Source organism: Paenibacillus sp. FSL H7-0716 (assembly GCF_038002705.1).
GTDB lineage: Bacteria > Bacillota > Bacilli > Paenibacillales > Paenibacillaceae > Paenibacillus_AQ > Paenibacillus_AQ odorifer.
In genome coordinates this window covers 55893-71961 of the sequence record NZ_JBBODA010000024.1, presented here as the reverse complement: position 1 = coordinate 71961, position 16069 = coordinate 55893, and the positions used below count along the sequence as shown (strand labels likewise).

General features: G+C 45.0%; 17 protein-coding genes. 13 read left to right on the top strand and 4 right to left on the bottom strand.

Annotation, left to right across the window (positions count from 1 at the left end):
* The first annotated feature begins 42 nt into the window (after nucleotides 1-42).
* Nucleotides 43-2367 carry a histidine kinase gene (locus MHH60_RS24460; protein WP_076138247.1) on the top strand — a complete coding sequence of 775 codons (2325 nt, stop codon included), beginning with the start codon at nucleotides 43-45 and terminating at the stop codon, nucleotides 2365-2367.
* Between the two features lie 99 nt (nucleotides 2368-2466).
* Here MHH60_RS24460 and MHH60_RS24455 read toward each other — a convergent pair whose 3' ends face one another.
* The gene (locus MHH60_RS24455) at nucleotides 2467-2706 is read right to left on the bottom strand and encodes a glutaredoxin family protein (protein ID WP_076138249.1); all 240 of its coding nucleotides are present in this window, start codon (nucleotides 2704-2706) and stop codon (nucleotides 2467-2469) included.
* A complete protein-coding gene (ytxJ, locus tag MHH60_RS24450; RefSeq protein ID WP_076138251.1) occupies nucleotides 2703-3029 on the bottom strand; it encodes a bacillithiol system redox-active protein YtxJ in 327 nt (108 codons plus the stop codon). The genes MHH60_RS24455 and ytxJ overlap by 4 nt, the downstream gene beginning before the upstream one ends.
* A gap of 228 nt (nucleotides 3030-3257) precedes the next feature.
* Here ytxJ and MHH60_RS24445 point away from each other — a divergent pair, with 228 nt between their 5' ends.
* From MHH60_RS24445 to MHH60_RS24415, 7 genes are all read left to right on the top strand, one after another.
* Nucleotides 3258-3980 (top strand): SDR family NAD(P)-dependent oxidoreductase, encoded by a 723-nt coding sequence (locus MHH60_RS24445; protein ID WP_076138253.1) that lies wholly within the window; start codon nucleotides 3258-3260, stop codon nucleotides 3978-3980.
* Nucleotides 3958-4659: a ThuA domain-containing protein gene (locus tag MHH60_RS24440; protein ID WP_256715232.1), complete on the top strand. Its 702-nt coding sequence runs from the start codon at nucleotides 3958-3960 to the stop codon at nucleotides 4657-4659. The genes MHH60_RS24445 and MHH60_RS24440 overlap by 23 nt, the downstream gene beginning before the upstream one ends.
* A 145-nt stretch (nucleotides 4660-4804) precedes the next feature.
* Nucleotides 4805-5197, top strand: coding sequence for a MerR family transcriptional regulator (locus MHH60_RS24435; protein WP_076138254.1), 393 nt, complete (start codon nucleotides 4805-4807; stop codon nucleotides 5195-5197).
* Between the two features lie 36 nt (nucleotides 5198-5233).
* The gene (locus MHH60_RS24430) at nucleotides 5234-5560 is read left to right on the top strand and encodes a thioredoxin family protein (protein ID WP_076138255.1); all 327 of its coding nucleotides are present in this window, start codon (nucleotides 5234-5236) and stop codon (nucleotides 5558-5560) included.
* A gap of 111 nt (nucleotides 5561-5671) precedes the next feature.
* On the top strand, nucleotides 5672-7420 hold the full coding sequence (locus tag MHH60_RS24425; RefSeq protein ID WP_076138256.1) for a spore germination protein: 1749 nt from the start codon (nucleotides 5672-5674) through the stop codon (nucleotides 7418-7420).
* A 27-nt stretch (nucleotides 7421-7447) separates the two neighbouring features.
* Entirely contained in the window at nucleotides 7448-8539 is a 1092-nt protein-coding gene (locus MHH60_RS24420; RefSeq protein ID WP_076138257.1) for a GerAB/ArcD/ProY family transporter, read from the top strand.
* Nucleotides 8536-9747 carry a Ger(x)C family spore germination protein gene (locus MHH60_RS24415; protein ID WP_076138258.1) on the top strand — a complete coding sequence of 404 codons (1212 nt, stop codon included), beginning with the start codon at nucleotides 8536-8538 and terminating at the stop codon, nucleotides 9745-9747. The genes MHH60_RS24420 and MHH60_RS24415 overlap by 4 nt, the downstream gene beginning before the upstream one ends.
* Nucleotides 9748-9775: 28 nt before the next feature.
* On the opposite strand, the gene MHH60_RS24410 is transcribed toward MHH60_RS24415, so the two are convergent.
* Entirely contained in the window at nucleotides 9776-10663 is an 888-nt protein-coding gene (locus MHH60_RS24410; RefSeq protein ID WP_076138259.1) for a CHAD domain-containing protein, read from the bottom strand.
* A gap of 239 nt (nucleotides 10664-10902) precedes the next feature.
* On the opposite strand from MHH60_RS24410, the gene MHH60_RS24405 reads away from it, so the two are divergent.
* A complete protein-coding gene (locus MHH60_RS24405; RefSeq protein WP_076138260.1) occupies nucleotides 10903-11796 on the top strand; it encodes a lipoate--protein ligase family protein in 894 nt (297 codons plus the stop codon).
* 103 nt (nucleotides 11797-11899) lie between these two features.
* Here MHH60_RS24405 and MHH60_RS24400 read toward each other — a convergent pair whose 3' ends face one another.
* The gene (locus MHH60_RS24400) at nucleotides 11900-12685 is read right to left on the bottom strand and encodes a carbon-nitrogen family hydrolase (protein WP_076138276.1); all 786 of its coding nucleotides are present in this window, start codon (nucleotides 12683-12685) and stop codon (nucleotides 11900-11902) included.
* A 158-nt stretch (nucleotides 12686-12843) separates the two neighbouring features.
* Between MHH60_RS24400 and MHH60_RS24395 the strand changes: the two genes are divergently transcribed.
* The 4 genes from MHH60_RS24395 (at nucleotide 12844) to MHH60_RS24380 (ending at nucleotide 16036) form a co-directional block, all read left to right on the top strand.
* The gene (locus MHH60_RS24395; protein ID WP_256715233.1) at nucleotides 12844-13272 is read left to right on the top strand and encodes a MarR family winged helix-turn-helix transcriptional regulator; all 429 of its coding nucleotides are present in this window, start codon (nucleotides 12844-12846) and stop codon (nucleotides 13270-13272) included.
* 33 nt (nucleotides 13273-13305) lie between these two features.
* Nucleotides 13306-13941 (top strand): nitroreductase family protein, encoded by a 636-nt coding sequence (locus tag MHH60_RS24390; RefSeq protein ID WP_076138262.1) that lies wholly within the window; start codon nucleotides 13306-13308, stop codon nucleotides 13939-13941.
* 58 nt (nucleotides 13942-13999) lie between these two features.
* Nucleotides 14000-14293, top strand: coding sequence for a putative quinol monooxygenase (locus tag MHH60_RS24385; protein WP_076124444.1), 294 nt, complete (start codon nucleotides 14000-14002; stop codon nucleotides 14291-14293).
* Between the two features lie 174 nt (nucleotides 14294-14467).
* Nucleotides 14468-16036: a phospholipase D-like domain-containing protein gene (locus tag MHH60_RS24380; RefSeq protein ID WP_076138263.1), complete on the top strand. Its 1569-nt coding sequence runs from the start codon at nucleotides 14468-14470 to the stop codon at nucleotides 16034-16036.
* The last annotated feature ends 33 nt before the right edge of the window (nucleotides 16037-16069 follow it).

Sequence of the window (16069 nt, the reverse complement as noted above, 5' to 3'; positions counted from 1 at the left end):
AGAAGAGTGCATGGATGATCGGGTTATTAAGGAGTGGTCTTGATGGGAACATATCGGAGGAAGACGCCGGAGGAACTGCTGCTCTCTATTTATGAGCTGCATCGTGGACGCCTGAAGATCTATATAGGTCCGGTCAGTGGATCAGGCAAGACCTATCAGATGCTGCGTGAGGGTCAGGCGCTGAAAGCACAGGGCATCGATGTTGTAATCTGTGCGGTTTCAACCAACCAGAGTCCAGAAACAAGGGATCAGCTGGGTGACTTGGAACGGATTCCAAGTATTCATTGGTTTCAGAAGGAGATCGAGAAGAAGGATCTGGATGTGAAGGCCATTGTGGCGCGTAATCCAGAGGTTGTACTGACCGATGGATTGGCTCATCATAATCGCGAGGGTGCGGAGAGATCAACTAGGCTGGAGGATATCAAATATTTATTGGGCTGTGGAATTAGTGTCATCACAACTGTAAACGTATACGAGCTGGAGGGCGCAGCAGATCTAGCGCGGAAGTGGACGGGGATTGAGGTGGAATATTCCTTGCCTGCGGAAGTGCTCACCCTTGCAGATGATATCGTTCTAATTGATGTGACTCCGGAAAAGATACTTCAACGTTTGTCCGAAGGACATTTGGGCAAGAAGCAGCGGACTTCGCTTTTTAACAAAGGGAATCTAAGCAAGCTGCGGGAGCTGGCGCTGAGAATGGTTGCGGAGGATGTTAATGGTTCGCTGGAGAAGCATCGGGAGGAGCAAGGATTGCTGGGGGCTTCGGGGATTGCCGAAAAAGTGTTGGTGTCCGCACAGTATTATTGGAATGGCTCGATTCATATCCGCCGTGGACAGCAAATCGCTAAACGGTTAAACGGAGATCTGGCAGTGGTATCCTTCTGGAAGCAGGGCCTGACGCCCTCTAAGGAAGCAGCAACCTTCAAGCGATCCCTATGGAAGCTGACTGAGAAGATTGGGGCCTCGATGGAGGAGATTTCTTTTCGCTCGAAGAGGGAGATTCCGGGACTTCTAGTGAAATACGCTATCCAGCATAATATTACCCGTATCGTTATGGGACACTCCAAGCAAACGGCGTGGCAGGAGCTGTGGAAGGGTTCGATTGCTAACTCATTGTTAAAGCAAATCCGCGGAGTAGATGTGTTTTTCGTGGCTGATCGTGCTGAGCGTGAGGGAGAGCGTGTTCTTCCTACCCGGCAGAGCCGAAATGAGCGGAAAGCCGATGCCTATCACAGATTAAGCACTCAGGAAGTAAAGGATAAAATCGATGCGATTCGTGGGGGCACATTTAAAGTGTACATTGGTGCTGCTCCCGGGGTGGGCAAGACTTATAAGATGCTGCGAGAAGGAAATGATCTCTTAAAGAGAGGGATCGATGTTGTTATTGGATTACTAGAAACGCATGGACGTAAAGAAACCCTTGAACAGATCGGTGAGCTGGAGATCCTTCCGCGACTGAGTATTGACTATCGGGGGACTATCCTTGAGGAAATGGATACGGCAGCTATCATTAAGCGTAATCCGGAGGTCGTACTGGTAGATGAACTGGCACATACCAATATGCCGGGCAGCAAACATAAGAAGCGGTATATGGATGTTATGGAGCTATTGGATGCGGGGATCTCTGTAATCTCCACAGTGAATGTTCAGCATTTAGAAAGCTTGAATGATGCAGTAGAACAAATTACCGGAGTTAGAGTGAGAGAGACTTTCCCAGACAGCATTCTGCAACGGGCCGACGAGGTTGAACTTATCGATGTATCCCCAAAAACACTGCAAGAGCGGATGAAGGATGGAAAAATATATGCGATGACCAAAGTAGATCAGGCGCTGGGGGCTTTTTTCAAAATCGGCAATCTAATCGCCCTCCGTGAACTGGCCCTGCGGGAAATTGCTGATGATGTGGATGAACGTCTGGAGGCCTGGGAACGTGTCGGGTCGCTGCGGGGACCTTGGCGGCGGCAGGAAGTGATCTATGTGTGCATCACCTTAGGAGATCATGCGGAGCGTCTGATTCGGCGCGGTTTTCGGATTGCCTATCGTCTAAAAGCTTGCTGGTATGTTACGTACGTACAGGAATATAAGCAGAGTGGGCCTTCTTACGATAAACGAATTAATGATTTGAAAGAATTGACGGAACGACTGGGTGGAACGTTTAAGATGATTCCTAACGTGCTCCCCGCACGAGTGTCTTCCTTGTTGCTTGAAAGGTCTCAAGCCTTACAGAGCACACAGATTATTATCGGCCAGTCCCAACGCTCATGGGTGCGTAAATGGCTGCGTGGGGATGTCACTAAGCAGATTCTGCGTTCGGCCAGAAATGTAGATGTACTGGTCGTGGCAAATCTTATGCGTGAGGAACCCTAAGCTTTAGAACAATGAAAAAAAGGGATTCCTTGCCGATTGGCTGTTGGAATCCCCTTTTTTGTAAGCATATATCAAGTGCTAAATGATTAAACGAATGAATTACTGAGCAGCTTCGAGGAGTGCTTTCAGCTCGGGAAGATTGAATCCTTTGGTGGCGTGATCCCCTGCTACTGTAACAGGAACACCCATGAAACCAAGCTTTTCGACTTCCTCTTGATAGATTGTGCTAGTCATAACATCTCTTACTTCAAAAGGGATACCTTGCTCGGTAAGATATTGTTTGACCAGATTACAATCGCTGCAGCCTGCTGTTGAATAAACAATCACTTGCTGGCTCATTGGTTCACAGCCTCTTTGATAGCATCTCTTGTGATCTTCCAGTGGGAAGTGTTCCAGCGAACCTCATTATCCTCTAGCAGGAAGAGCTGTGGAGATTCATGCTTAATCCCGAAATCCTCGGCAATTTGATTGGAAACTGGACGATCCTCGATGACTAGAACTACTGCTGCTGTAGTATCCGCATCCTTTAGATAAGCCTGGAACTCTTCATTAGCTTTGGCGCTAATCGGGCAGGTAGTGCTGTGTTTGAACAGCAGCTTCTTGCCAGGTTTAGCCACATACTGCTCAAGATCTTCCAATGTATGAAGTTGTTGAATAGACATAGATATCACCCTCCTGGGATCGTTATTTTACTAACCATTGTGTTGTTAACAACCTGTAATCATGATTGTAACATATATTAAATTTAAAACAAAAAGGATTCTGAAGCAGCTAATCCAAGGATGACCAAACCCTCATTTTAGCGCGTTGAAAAAAAGAGGACGGCATGCTAAGGTGAAAGGAAGACAACTTGCTTCAATAATCCTTACTAGGTAGGAGTGTTGAAAAGAATGAACAGAGTCGCATGTGTGACTGGAGCTGATCGGGGTCTTGGATTGTCTCTTGTACACTCTCTTTTAGAGAAACAGTTCTCAGTATTTGCTGGACAATACATGAGAGCCGCAGATGAATTGAAAGCGCTTAAAGAGAAGTATCCGGTACAGCTGGAACTTATTCCACTCGATATTGGTAGTAAGGATAGTGTAAAGCAGGCAGCAAGGGCTATCGCCAGCAGAACTGGGCATGTTGATATTCTTATTAATAATGCCGGAATTATTCATTCTGCAGATGATGCTACGATGCTGGTAGATATGGATGATGACAGTATGGCAGAGATTTATAATGTGAATACGCTAGGCGCGTTGAGAGTCAGCAATGCACTTATGGGACTTTTATTGCAAAGTAAGGATAAATTGATTGTTAATATTTCTTCGGAAGCGGGCAGCATCGGCAGAAATAAACGTATTAATATGTATGGCTACTGCATGTCTAAGGCGGCTCTCAATATGCAATCCTCCCTGATGCACAATCATCTAAAGACGCTTGGGGGTCAAGTGATGGTGTTTCACCCAGGCTGGATGAAGACTTATATGCATGGCGAAAAAAATGAGCAAGCGGATATTTCACCCGATGTGTCTGCAGACCAGATTATAAGTCAGGTTATGGAGTATAAAAAGTATCTGGGGGATGAGCCGGCCTATCTTGATGTGGATGGAAATACTTGGCCTTGGTAGATGGGCTTCCCGTAATCAAAAAAGTACACGAAGAAAGGCGATGATGTCTACACTAAAAGCACTGGCACTCGGAAGTTATTCGGAGGTTAAATATCACCCATTTGCGGGAGTAGACCGGGAGATTGAGCAGATACTTGCCAATGACCTGCAGGTATTCTCCTCGGAGAATTATGGGCTGCTTAATAAAGAAACATTATCTGACTACAAGCTGGTAGTCTCCTATACCGAATTCTCCGATGATAAAATACCAGCGGAACAAAGCAGCGCATTGCTCTCCTATGTGGCTAACGGTGGCGGATTACTAGTGGTACATAACGGAATCTCTTTACAGCGTAATCAGGAGCTAGGCGCCATGCTGGGAGCGCATTTCACTCATCATCCAGAATTCACTTCGCTCCAGATGTCCATACCGGTACAGGAGCATCCCATTATGCAGGGAATCGAAGAATTTGTGATCGATGATGAGCCTTATTATTTTGAGCAGCATCCCTATTTCGAAACAACTGTGCTTATGGAATATCCTCATGATGGGGCAATGAGGCAGGCGGCTTGGTGCCATGAATTTGGTCTAGGCCGGGTTGTTTATTTAATGCCTGGTCATCATTTGCCTTCTTTTTCCGTAGAGCCTTTTCGCCAGATGATTCGTAGAGGTGGACTTTGGGCGGCAGGATTATTGTAGGATATAAGCGGATATACTTGTTGTAACATATAACACGAGTCCAACTGCGGGTTAGCCGCGGTTGGATTTTTTTTGTTGACTCTAACATTGGTGTCAGGGTTTATACTGGTGTAGAACAATTCTCATGAACCCCGGGGAGAATGCTATGAAAATAGGTGAGCTTGCTAAACTGACGGGCGTAAGCGTCCGTTCACTTCGTTACTATGAGAGTCAGGGATTAATCTCGCCGATCCGTCAGGCCAACGGATATCGGGAGTACTCTTCACTTGCTGTAGAAACGGTAGAAACGATTAAACTATATTTAAACCTGGGTCTGTCGACAGAGCAGATCGCGGGCTTTCTACATTGTGTCTTGAAGAACAAAGAAGCTTTCTGCGCAGAAGTGATGCCACTATACCGCAGTAAACTGGAAGATATTGAACGTCAGCTTGTAGAGCTGAATCAGATCAAGAGGAATTTGGAAGAACGAATGGCATCTATTCTGCAGGAGCAGGATGAGAGCAAGCTGGGCACGTGTACACTGGAGAACTCGGAATAGTACTGCTGGTGATGCAAAATAGAGGAGGAATGGCAAATGTCCATTATAAATGCCGAAAGCGCGGATTGGGTGCGGGCAGAAATACGTGGTGGAGGAACGGTACTGGTGGATTATGGTGCGCCATGGTGCCCCCCTTGTAAGGTGCTGCTGCCTGTTCTGGAGGATCTTCACCAGGAATATGGAGACGATGTTTCTATTGTTAAGGTGAATTGTGATGAACTGCCGGATTTGGCTGGAGAAGCTGGTGTTATGGGGATGCCTACAGTTATTGTATATAAAGAGGGGCAACCCCTGGAAAAGCTGGTCGGTCTGCGTCCGAAAGCAGCCTACCAAGGCATACTGAACAAGGTTCTTCAAGCATAAGGCGATAATTCTAAAGATGAAAATAGGGAGACTCCATATTGTGGGGTCTTTTTTGCGTGCATGATTTACCCATCTTCGGTAAAAAATACGAACACAGCTATAAAGGAGGTGATGAAGGTGTGGAACAGTATTCTTGAGATAATTCCTAAATGGAGCGTGATTTTCCAAGCTATTATGATTTTTTTCGTTCCGTTTATTCTAATCCGGATGATGAGTTGGGCTAATGTAAAGGAAGATACGATAAGTACTAGAGCAACAAAGGCTACCGGCAGCATAGGTGGGGGTGTTCCTTACGGAGAAGCCTCTCTAGGTTCTAGCAATACGAAAAAGGTTGCTAAGGTGGACGATTCCGTTGAAATCAGTGAAGAATCTTCTACAGGAGCAAGCTATAGTGGTCAATTTCGGGAGGATTTGCAAAGATTTAAAGAGATGAGCACAGATATGCATGATGTGAGTTTTCGGGAGTTACGTATCGGAGGTATAAAGCTGCAAGCGGCCCTTATATTTGTAGATGGACTGACAGATAAAGATAAAATGGATCGGAATATTCTGAAGCCTTTAATGAATGCCTATAAGGTTTTTAAGGATCCCCATACGATACCGGAAGCAAAGGATCTAAAAGATATTCTCATTCATGAGATCGTGCTTATTTCGGAAGTTGAGTTTACAGATGATGTGAAGCTCTCCCTTCAAAAGGTATTGTTCGGCTCTGTAGTGCTGCTAGTAGAAGGGATACCGGAGGCTATTGTACTCAGCACCCCGAAAGGAAATACAAGAGGGATAGAGGAGCCTGAATCAGAAGCTGTCTTGCGGGGATCGCGAAGCGGATTTAATGAGACGTTAAGTGACAACACGGCATTACTGCGCAGACACGGGCAGAGCACAGAGCTAGCCATGATTTCTTTTACTGTAGGCAAGAGGATGAAGAAGGATCTGGTTCTAACTTATATCAAAGACATCGCGAATGATGAACTGGTCGAAGAAGTCAAACGAAGAATCAGGACGATTGATATAGATGATGTGCAAGAATCTGGTTATGTGGAGCAATTAATCGAAGATAATAGCTTCACTCCATTCCAGCAGATTCAGAATACGGAAAGACCTGACCGCGTAATGGCAGCGTTATTGGAAGGAAGAGTCGCTATCCTACTGGATGGCACACCCTTTGCCTTGATCATGCCAGTTTCCTTCGGGATGCTGCTGCAATCCCCAGAGGATTATTACGATCGGTGGATGGTGGGTTCATTGGTGCGCTTGCTGCGTTTTCTCGCCGCATTAATATCAATGTTTGCACCGGCACTATATATTTCCTTCCTCTCCTTTCAGCCAGGATTGATTCCGACAAAGTTGGCTATTTCAATCATCAGTTCCCGACAAGGTGTACCCTTTTCGGTATTAATTGAAGCCTTGATCATGGAGACCTCCATCGAAATATTGCGGGAGGCTGGACTCCGGCTGCCTAAACCTATCGGTCCTGCGATGGGGATTGTTGGCGGTCTTATCATCGGCCAAGCCGCGGTAGAAGCCGGAATTGTAAGTCCGATTCTAGTCATCGTTGTTTCAGTTACAGCAATTTCCTCCTTCACCATCCCTATGTATAGTGCGGGAATGACGCTGCGTATGCTCCGTTTTATAGCTATGTTTTCTGCAGCAGTCTTTGGATTATATGGAGTTGTGTTATTTTTCCTTTTCCTGAGTGCCCATTTAATCAAGCTAAAAAGCTTTGGCATGCCTTATCTTGGCATGTTTATCCCGTATAAGATTAAGGATTGGAAAGATTTTATATTCCGTATGCCGCTGCAATTTCTAACAGGCCGCCCTACGCTGTTGAAGCCGAAGGACCCCCGACGCAAAGGATGAGAGATCTAAGTAAAGGAGGAAGCGAATATGAGTACCGAGGTGAAGGACCGAATTACTGCTGTTCAAGCGACGATCATATTAGCCAATTATACTATTGCGGCAGGGATACTTACACTTCCTCGGACGATTGTAGAGGCTAGTGAAACTCCAGATGTATGGATCTCCGTTTTTTTAGGGGGAGTACTTACCTTTTTTACAGGTTTAATTATAGTGAAACTTAGTCAACGGTTTCCAGGTCAAACCATCTTTCAATTTAGCGGGAAAATCATTGGCAAGCCACTTGGAGTGATTCTCTCTATATTAGTAATTGTGTATTTTCTGTGCATAGCCAGTTTTGAAGCACGTTCCGTGCAGGAAGTGACCTCTTTTTTTCTGCTGGAGGGAACCCCACCTTGGGCGATTGTTGCCGTGTTTATTTGGATAGCCTTCTATCTGTGCAGAGGAGGACTTAATGCCATAACTAGCATGTGCAGGTTGATTGTTCCAATTGCATGGACAATTTTTGTTGGAGTAAGTTTGCTTAGTGTTGAAGTTTTTGATATCGATAATCTGCGGCCTTTTCTTGGAGATGGGCTAGAACCGGTATGGAAGGGCATCAGGCCAACCATTCTAACTTTTACTGCTGGTGAAGCGATGCTGTTCATTGTGGCTTTTATGGATAAGCCACAAAAAGCAGTAAAGGTAATTATTGCTGGATCATGTATATCAACGTTCTTTTATCTTTTAGCCGTTGTAATGACTATTGGTGCATTTTCTATAGATGGAGTGGTCACAAGAACTTGGCCATTTCTTGATCTAGTGAGAAGCTTTGAGGTGAATTATCTTATTTTTGAGAGGTTTGAATCGCTGCTGCTTGTAATCTGGATTATGCAAATTTTTTGCACCTTCTGTATCACTATTTATGCTGCTGCTTTGGGAGTTTCTCAAATATTTCATAAACGATTTAATAGCTGCTTATTGGCTATACTTCCAGTAGCCTATGTAGTTTCCAGAACGCCTCCAAATGTGAATGCTCTGTTTGCATTAGGGACAGTTGTGGGGAATTGGATGATCGTTTTATTTGGATTAATTCCATTGCCGCTGTTGATCATCGCACATTTCCGGAGGGCGGCTTCATGAAAAAATGGAGAGTGTCGATTACATTTCTTATATTATGTATTCTGTTGACCGGCTGCTGGAGCAGCACACCTGTTGAAGAGTTAAGTATGGAGATTGGTGTTGCCCTGGACAGTGCGGAGGAGACAGGGGATGAGGAGGCAACCCAGCAAGGAGGCGGGGGAAATCCCATGCCTGCGCAAATAATGAGTACCTATCAGTTTACGATTCCTCAAGGCTCAGGAGGGTCAGGTATGAAGTCTGGGGCTTCCCCATCCTCAACCAGAAATTACTATAACATGAGTGAAGTAAGTGATTCGATGTTTGAAGCGTTACGGGCACTTTCACTGCGTACTAGACGTACTCCGATCGGACATCACCTTAAGGTCATTGTGATCGGTGAGAAGCTTGCGCGCTCTACCAAGTTTTCTGAGTTAATTGATTTCTTTAGCAGGGACAACGATATCCGTCCCAGTGTTCTACTATATGTCAGCAAGGGAAAAGCCAAAGATGTATTGGAAAATGCGCTGCCGGGCCAAACCCCTTCATTTGTCTTAGAGGGGATTTTTGTGAATAGAAGTCGGAGCACGAGGATATGGGAGCCGGTTTCAATAGCTAAAGTAGCGGGTCCTTTGCATGGTAAAAGAAGTTTCATGTTGCAGAATGTAATTTCTTTAGAAAAAGAGAAGGAGACAAAGCTGGATGGAGCAGGCGTAATTAAAGGGAAAACGGGAAAGCTCGTTGGTTTTTTTGATGCATCGGAGCTGGAAGGAATGGTCTGGCTGACTGGAAAGGGAGAGGGGGGTGTTCTCAAAGCATACGACCCGTCTAACAATAAGCTTATTACCTATGAAATCAAATCCCTGGGTAGCAAGTATAAGGCTACTGTGAAGGATGGGAAGATCTCTTTTCATGTGAAAATAGAATCTACGGGGAGATATGGTGAGGCTTTTGCCAAGAGTGCGAAGAAGTTACATGACGGCATTGTAAAGGAGGATAAAGCAGTGCTAGAGAAGCATGTCGTAGACATGCTTCAGGTCACTGTGAAAAAAATGCAGAAGGAGCTACATACAGAGGTTGCAGGTTTCGGCAACGCTTTGCGTATTCAACATCCAGCTGTATGGCGGAGCGTAGAGGATAACTGGGATGAAACCTTTAGCGAGATTCCGATTACCTATGAAGTGAAGTTAAATATTGAAGAGTATGGTGCATCAGATACATCGGCTGAATAGAAAGGAACATTTGCAATATTGTATGGAGCTACTTCGTTTGTGTCTGGATGGGAATGACGTCATTATGATGCAGTGCATCGAGCACTTCATCCTTTAATTGCGACGTGAAGGCATTCCATGCTTTTTTACCGATGTCCAGCTCTTCACGTCCAATAGCATTCAGTGTTTCCAGCCATAGACGTTTATCGTTAATCAGCCCAAGTTGATCTTGAATCTCTTTATAGATCTCCTCATGCGCATGAAATTTCTGATTTAACGCAAAATCGGCTGCACTCGCGGTATAACGCAGTTCTTTAGCAGCAATTCTTAGCTGGTGCAAAGCGTCGAAGGCTTCTGTAGATTCGGCATTGTCTTCATGGAAAATAGCTTTGCAGGTTTTTTTCTTCTGCTCATAAGCGATCTCAAGCTCACGCATAACAACGTTAACATTCTTTTTTGCGACCAGGGCTTCAAGCTGCTCGCTTAGGAAGGTCTTCCACTTTTCCTCGAGGTCTTCATTGATTAGTTCAGGCAGCTCATTAGCGAGCCTCTTGCGGTAAGTTTTGCGCTTGTCCTTTTGGTAAGCGATCACTGCCTTTAACAGGTCTGCAGTTTTGGAATCTCCGTTCTCCTTCGCTTGCTTGCGCTTGATCTTGAAAGACTCTATTAGAACATCTGCATCTCTCACTTTACCTAATCTCTTTTGCGCTTTTTTGAAAATAGGGTACAGGCCTGAAGTGTGCCGCGGATCAAGAATGGATAATAGACTTAGCAGCTTACGGCAGTTCACTCTTGCCTGGTGGATATCTTCATCAGCGAATTTATTTAATGCGTCATGGCTGTAATCCCAAAAGTTGATATAAAGGTGGTTAAGGGCTTGTTCCCATTGCTTTGTTTTGGTTAGCTGTCGTTCTTGTGTCAGCTTGTCTCCTGTCATGCAGCATCACTCCTTAACGTTTGGGATAGCATGAATTTAGGTCTTCCCCTATTATGCTCTGGGGCAAGTCCATTTACTATAAGAATAGCGTTATCATAACCTCATTTCAATTCTCTACTCACAGCAGGGAGACAGATCGGTTACAATATTACTATCATTATTTATACGGATAGGCTTGGAGCTTTAGCTGGTAGAGAATAGCAGGTCTCGTGGCTCATATTCGGGAAAGAGGGGCTTTGGTGGATACTCGTGAGTATGATTCAATATTTAGTAAACTTCCTTCAGAAATGGGTCTCTTTCAACATCTGAGTGGAAGGGATGAGAGTAAAGGTACAGAAGCAGGGAGCTTAGAGGATATGTTGGTCCCATTCGCTTTTGAGGAAACCTTATGCCGGGATGTTGGAGCGGGCCTTATACCTCCCAGCTTACATCTGTGGAGTCATTCTGGTGGTGTAGCGCTTGGACTTCGGGACAGTAAGCTACCGTGTGCAGCTCAGGCGATGCTTACGCTTGAGGAGCAAGGGATTAGAACGGCGGTTAGGCATTCCGGCGGGGCTGCGGTGCCTCTGGATGCAGGGATCATTAATGTTTCTCTAGTTCTGCCCAAAGGACGTGGAAAGCTGGATTTTCATGATGACTTTAAGCTCTTGGCTGCTTTGATCACTGAAGGGGTTGCTATAAGTCATCCACAGGCTGCGGCGCAAATTGAGGCTGGTGAGATTGTTGGTTCTTACTGCCCGGGTGATTTCGATCTGGCCATTGGTGGCCGGAAGTTTTGTGGTATTGCTCAACGTAGGCAGAACAATGCCTATTTTGTACATGCTTTTGTCGTAGTTTCTGGCTCGGGTCAAGAACGCGGTGAACAAATTCGGAATTTCTATGCGCAAGCCTCCGGAGGAGACTCCTCATTAGCTTATCCACGGGTTCGTCCAGAGACGATTGCTGGACTTGGTGAACTCGGTGGACCTGAAGTGGCGAAAGTGTTTGTGGAGGGAATTATTCAGGCTTTAATTCGTCGTGGAGTATCGCTTAGAGCATCTTGCATTTTGCAGCAAGAGACAGGATACAGCTTGGACTATGATGATCCACGTGTGCTCGATGCAACGAGGGTGCTTCGCGAGCGGTATTCCTGAGGGCTGAGCATGGGGTGGAGTCTGTTAAAAAAGGACGTAACGGAAAGCTGGCTAGAGCCAGCCTACGTAACGTCTTTTTTTAATATTCAACAATGCCGCTTTTTTAATTATACAACTCAGGACGTCTGTCCGAAAAAATCGGAATTTGTTTCCTAATCTCACGCACCCGATGTAAATCGATCTCTCCGGTTAGAATTTGTTCCTCTTCAGACGCCTCACACACAATATCTCCCCAAGGATCAATAATCATTGAATGCCCAGCAAAGATATTGGCAGGATCGCTGCCTGCACGGTTGCAGGCTACAACATAACATTGGTTCTCGATGGCTCGGCTGATCAATAACGCCCGCCAGTGGGACAATCTGGGCAGTGGCCATTCAGCGCAGACGAACAGGATTTCCGCCCCTTGTGCGGTATGGGCGCGAACCCACTCCGGAAAACGGATATCATAACAGATTAGCCCTGCACATAACGTATTGTCTAATGTAAATAGTCCTTTGGCTTCTCCCGGCTGCAGATACAAATGTTCGTCCATCAGCTGGAACAAATGCAGCTTGCTGTATTGTCCGACGAGCTCACCTGATCGATTAAATACATACATACGATTGGTTACACCAGCATCATTTCGGCTAGCGACAGAACCAGCGATGATATTGATGCTGTATTGTTTAGCCAAGCTGGAGATGAATTCCTTGGTAATTTCTCCTTCCGGATCGCCAATATCTTCTAAGCGAGTCAGATCATAACCAGTGGTCCATAGCTCAGGGAGAATCAGACAATCGGGGGCAGCGACAGCGGCTTCATTTATTTTCTGGGCAACAGCAGCATAATTCATAGCGGGATTGCCAAATGCTATATCCAGCTGAATCAGGGATATTCTCATAGGTATTCTCCTCTTTTGTTCAAGCGTATAGCACTGGATGAGGATAAGCAATGTTGATTTTTTAAAAATGATTTGATATATTAGTTGACGGGTCAATTATTATGCGTTAGTATAATTTCATACAAAACAATTGCATGCAATTAAATTTAGAAAGGAGGTATATTTTGACGGAGTACTGTCCTGAGGAAGAACATATATTTGAACTGCTGCAGGCCTTGAACAAAGGAATCTCTCCAAAATTTGAACGTTGTGCAGGGATCAGTCCCACACGGCTTCGCCTCCTGCATGAACTGTTTCGGGTAGATGAAGTCAGCCAAATCAGTCTGCAAAAGGAAATGGATATTGATGCGGCAGCCGTCACACGTCATCTGAAGGGATTGGAAGAGAGTGGCATGATCGCTCGCCGCAATAACCCAGCCGATAACAGGGTCACATTGGTCTCATTAACCGATCAAGGTCGGGAAAGAATGGTTCAATATAGCGAAGAGAAAAGGCGGTTTATCGCTACTCTGCTAACAGGTTTTAACGATCAGGAGAGAGCAGTGCTCATTGATATGCTCAATCGTCTGCAATCTAATATCATTCTGTTGTAACTTACAAAACACACTCAAAGGAGAATTAATCATATGAACGCTACACAAACAAATGATTTTCAAGAAATTATTACAGGACGCCGCTCTATTCGCAAATATGATCCATCCGTTAAGATCAGCAAAGGAGAAATGACACAGATTCTTACCGAAGCTACACTTGCTCCATCTTCAGTGAACATGCAGCCTTGGCGTTTTCTGGTCATTGAAAGTGACGAAGCTAAAGCTACTTTAGCGCCTCTCGCTCGTTTTAATAACGTACAAGTAGAGACTTCTGCAGCTATGATTGCCATCTTTGGTGATCTGAACAACTTTGATTATGCTGAGGAAATTTACGGTACTGCTGTTGAACGTGGACTTATGCCTGCTGAAGTAAAAGAAAATCAATTAACCAGATTATCCGCTCATTTCGCTAACCTGCCACGGGAAATTAACAGAGACACCGTGCTTATCGACGGCGCACTTGTTGCTATGCAGCTGATGCTGGTTGCTCGTGCACATGGTTACGATACAAACCCAATTGGTGGATTTGAAAAAGAACAAATCGCTGAAGCATTTGGTATGGAAAAAGATCGTTATGTTCCTGTAATGCTACTCTCCATTGGTAAAGCTGTTGATGCAGGTTACCCCTCTGTTCGTCTGCCTATCGATAAAGTTGCTGAGTGGAAATAATTATAAAGTTAGTAAGCCAACGTGCTACCATAAACACTAATCTTAGGAGGAATATACAATGATCATTATTCATGCTGTACTTAAAGTTAATCCAGAGCGTCGTGAACAGTTTTTGACGGAGTCTAAAGCATTACTGGCTGCTACTCATGCTGAAGAGGGTAACCTTTCTTATGAGCTATATGAGAATGCTGGAGAAGCCAACTCATTTATTATGATTGAGCAATGGCGTGATGCTGATGCAGTATCCAGCCACAATACGAGCGCTCATTTTACTGCTTTCTCAGCTAAAGCCGGCGAATTCTTGGCTGCTCCTCTAGATGTTAAAGTATTTAGCGCAGAACAGGTAAAATAAGCTGTCTCCATTCTTAGCGAATTTTTTTAATCCTAAACAGGGATGATCCATAGCCATAAAGGCTGTGGGGCATCTCTGTTTTGCATTTCACCCCGTTTATAAAAAGGAGATCTAGGGTATCTATCCTTACCTTGATTCAAAGGCATGCAATATAATCGATGGGGGACTTTACATATGAAGACACAGAGAAATATGATTGATTTCTTGAATTATTATCTATCCGGCGGATCGCTTGCCCGTATTATGGATGTAGCAGGAGAAGAGGTGGAGCGTAAGCTTGAGGGGATAGATCTAGAGGCTGCCAGAGCCTATCGTCAGACGCTTGGCGGAGTCATTACGACAAGTCAGCAGCTAGCCCAGCTACCTGGTTTTAGTCCAAGCTTACTGGAACAACTTACTGAAGTATTGGGCAGACTAGACTCAGGCAAGCTAAAGGCTCTGGCTCCGCAGACTACGTGGAATAATCAAGTAACACCTTACGTGAATGGTCCAGAGTGTCTAGGAATGATATTAGAGGAGATCAGAAAAGCGCAGCATTATATCCACCTGTCTGTCATGCTTTTCTTTAACGATCGCTCGGGGAATCTGGTTGCAGATGAACTGTTTTATGCTCTTAAGCGTGGCGTTAAGGTAAGGGTTATGGTCAATTACACATTGACGGCTTTGGGGTACGGAAATAATCTGGAGTACGGCCAGTTCGCCAAGATTGCTGATCGGCTTGAGAATGCAGGCGCTAAGCTGCTGAATACCTTCAATTCGTATTATACAGCCATTGAATGGCGGGTGAAACGAAAGGCGCTGGAGCAAGAGGGAGTGCCGGAAAGTATCTTGTTTCTGCAGGATAAAGTGCAAGAGGATGTTGAGGTCACAGGACTGAATGTCATCGATCATCGGAAGTTTATGGTCATAGATGGGGTAACCTCGATTATAGGCAGTGTAAATATTGGTGACCAATATACGTATGAGACCCCGGTGCAGGCATCCTCTGCAATGAGTATAGATGGACATCCACAGGGCATTCCTAGTAAAGAGGCTGAGTGGCATGATGGCTGCTTCCGGATTCGCGGCGCTGCAGCGCAGCCTTTGAATGCAATGTTCTATTCTCGCTGGCTGCTTCTAGGCGGAGATCATTTTGATGTGAATGATGTCTTTTATTATCCTGATGTGGATTATCATTTTGGTGAGGAAGAATGTACGCTGTTAGCAAGCTTTCCAGGTAACCCGGTTAACCTGATTCAACAATATTATCTGGATTTAATTACTTACGCGGCTGAAGAGACGATCATCGTGAATCCTTATTTGATTGATCAGGATTTTTGGGATCGGCTCGGGCTGCTTGGTCCGGAATGCTCGTGTAATTTGAACATTTGTAACCCGCTGGAGGTCAATGATCATCCTACAAATCGCGCGGCGGTAAGAGGCAATATGTATATGCCGTTTATTAACGGTGTTTCCTTCTATGACTATAGTGCCACCGGTCGATTTTCCCATTGGAAAATCACCTATGACCATAGAGCACAAGCCGTTTTTCACGGTTCATATAATATCAACGAAAGAAGTGCCTGCCACGATTTTGAGCTGGGAATGCTGGTAAAAGGGGAGGCCTTTGCAGAGCAGATAAAGTCTATGATCGATTATGACCTGAGTGTCTCGCGGAAGATTACCAGTAAAAGTGAGTTCTTTAAGCATCCTTGGTTACACCCTAGTACTTATCTGAATAAGGCAACCCAGAATTATACTTGATAAACTGGGCTAATTCTCATGATATAATGATCG

Excerpts from the sequence above, each read along its gene's own strand:
- ytxJ (WP_076138251.1), bottom strand. The coding sequence starts at position 3,029 with ATGTCTATTCAACAACTTCATACATTGGAAGATCTTGAGCAGTATGTG.
- MHH60_RS24435 (WP_076138254.1), top strand. The coding sequence starts at position 4,805 with ATGAAAATAGGTGAGCTTGCTAAACTGACGGGCGTAAGCGTCCGTTCA.
- MHH60_RS24440 (WP_256715232.1), top strand. The coding sequence starts at position 3,958 with ATGGAAATACTTGGCCTTGGTAGATGGGCTTCCCGTAATCAAAAAAGT.
- MHH60_RS24430 (WP_076138255.1), top strand. The coding sequence starts at position 5,234 with ATGTCCATTATAAATGCCGAAAGCGCGGATTGGGTGCGGGCAGAAATA.
- MHH60_RS24425 (WP_076138256.1), top strand. The coding sequence starts at position 5,672 with ATGAAGGTGTGGAACAGTATTCTTGAGATAATTCCTAAATGGAGCGTG.
- MHH60_RS24415 (WP_076138258.1), top strand. The coding sequence starts at position 8,536 with ATGAAAAAATGGAGAGTGTCGATTACATTTCTTATATTATGTATTCTG.
- MHH60_RS24455 (WP_076138249.1), bottom strand. The coding sequence starts at position 2,706 with ATGAGCCAGCAAGTGATTGTTTATTCAACAGCAGGCTGCAGCGATTGT.
- MHH60_RS24460 (WP_076138247.1), top strand. The coding sequence starts at position 43 with ATGGGAACATATCGGAGGAAGACGCCGGAGGAACTGCTGCTCTCTATT.
- MHH60_RS24380 (WP_076138263.1), top strand. The coding sequence starts at position 14,468 with ATGAAGACACAGAGAAATATGATTGATTTCTTGAATTATTATCTATCC.
- MHH60_RS24420 (WP_076138257.1), top strand. The coding sequence starts at position 7,448 with ATGAGTACCGAGGTGAAGGACCGAATTACTGCTGTTCAAGCGACGATC.
- MHH60_RS24410 (WP_076138259.1), bottom strand. The coding sequence starts at position 10,663 with ATGACAGGAGACAAGCTGACACAAGAACGACAGCTAACCAAAACAAAG.
- MHH60_RS24445 (WP_076138253.1), top strand. The coding sequence starts at position 3,258 with ATGAACAGAGTCGCATGTGTGACTGGAGCTGATCGGGGTCTTGGATTG.
- MHH60_RS24390 (WP_076138262.1), top strand. The coding sequence starts at position 13,306 with ATGAACGCTACACAAACAAATGATTTTCAAGAAATTATTACAGGACGC.
- MHH60_RS24385 (WP_076124444.1), top strand. The coding sequence starts at position 14,000 with ATGATCATTATTCATGCTGTACTTAAAGTTAATCCAGAGCGTCGTGAA.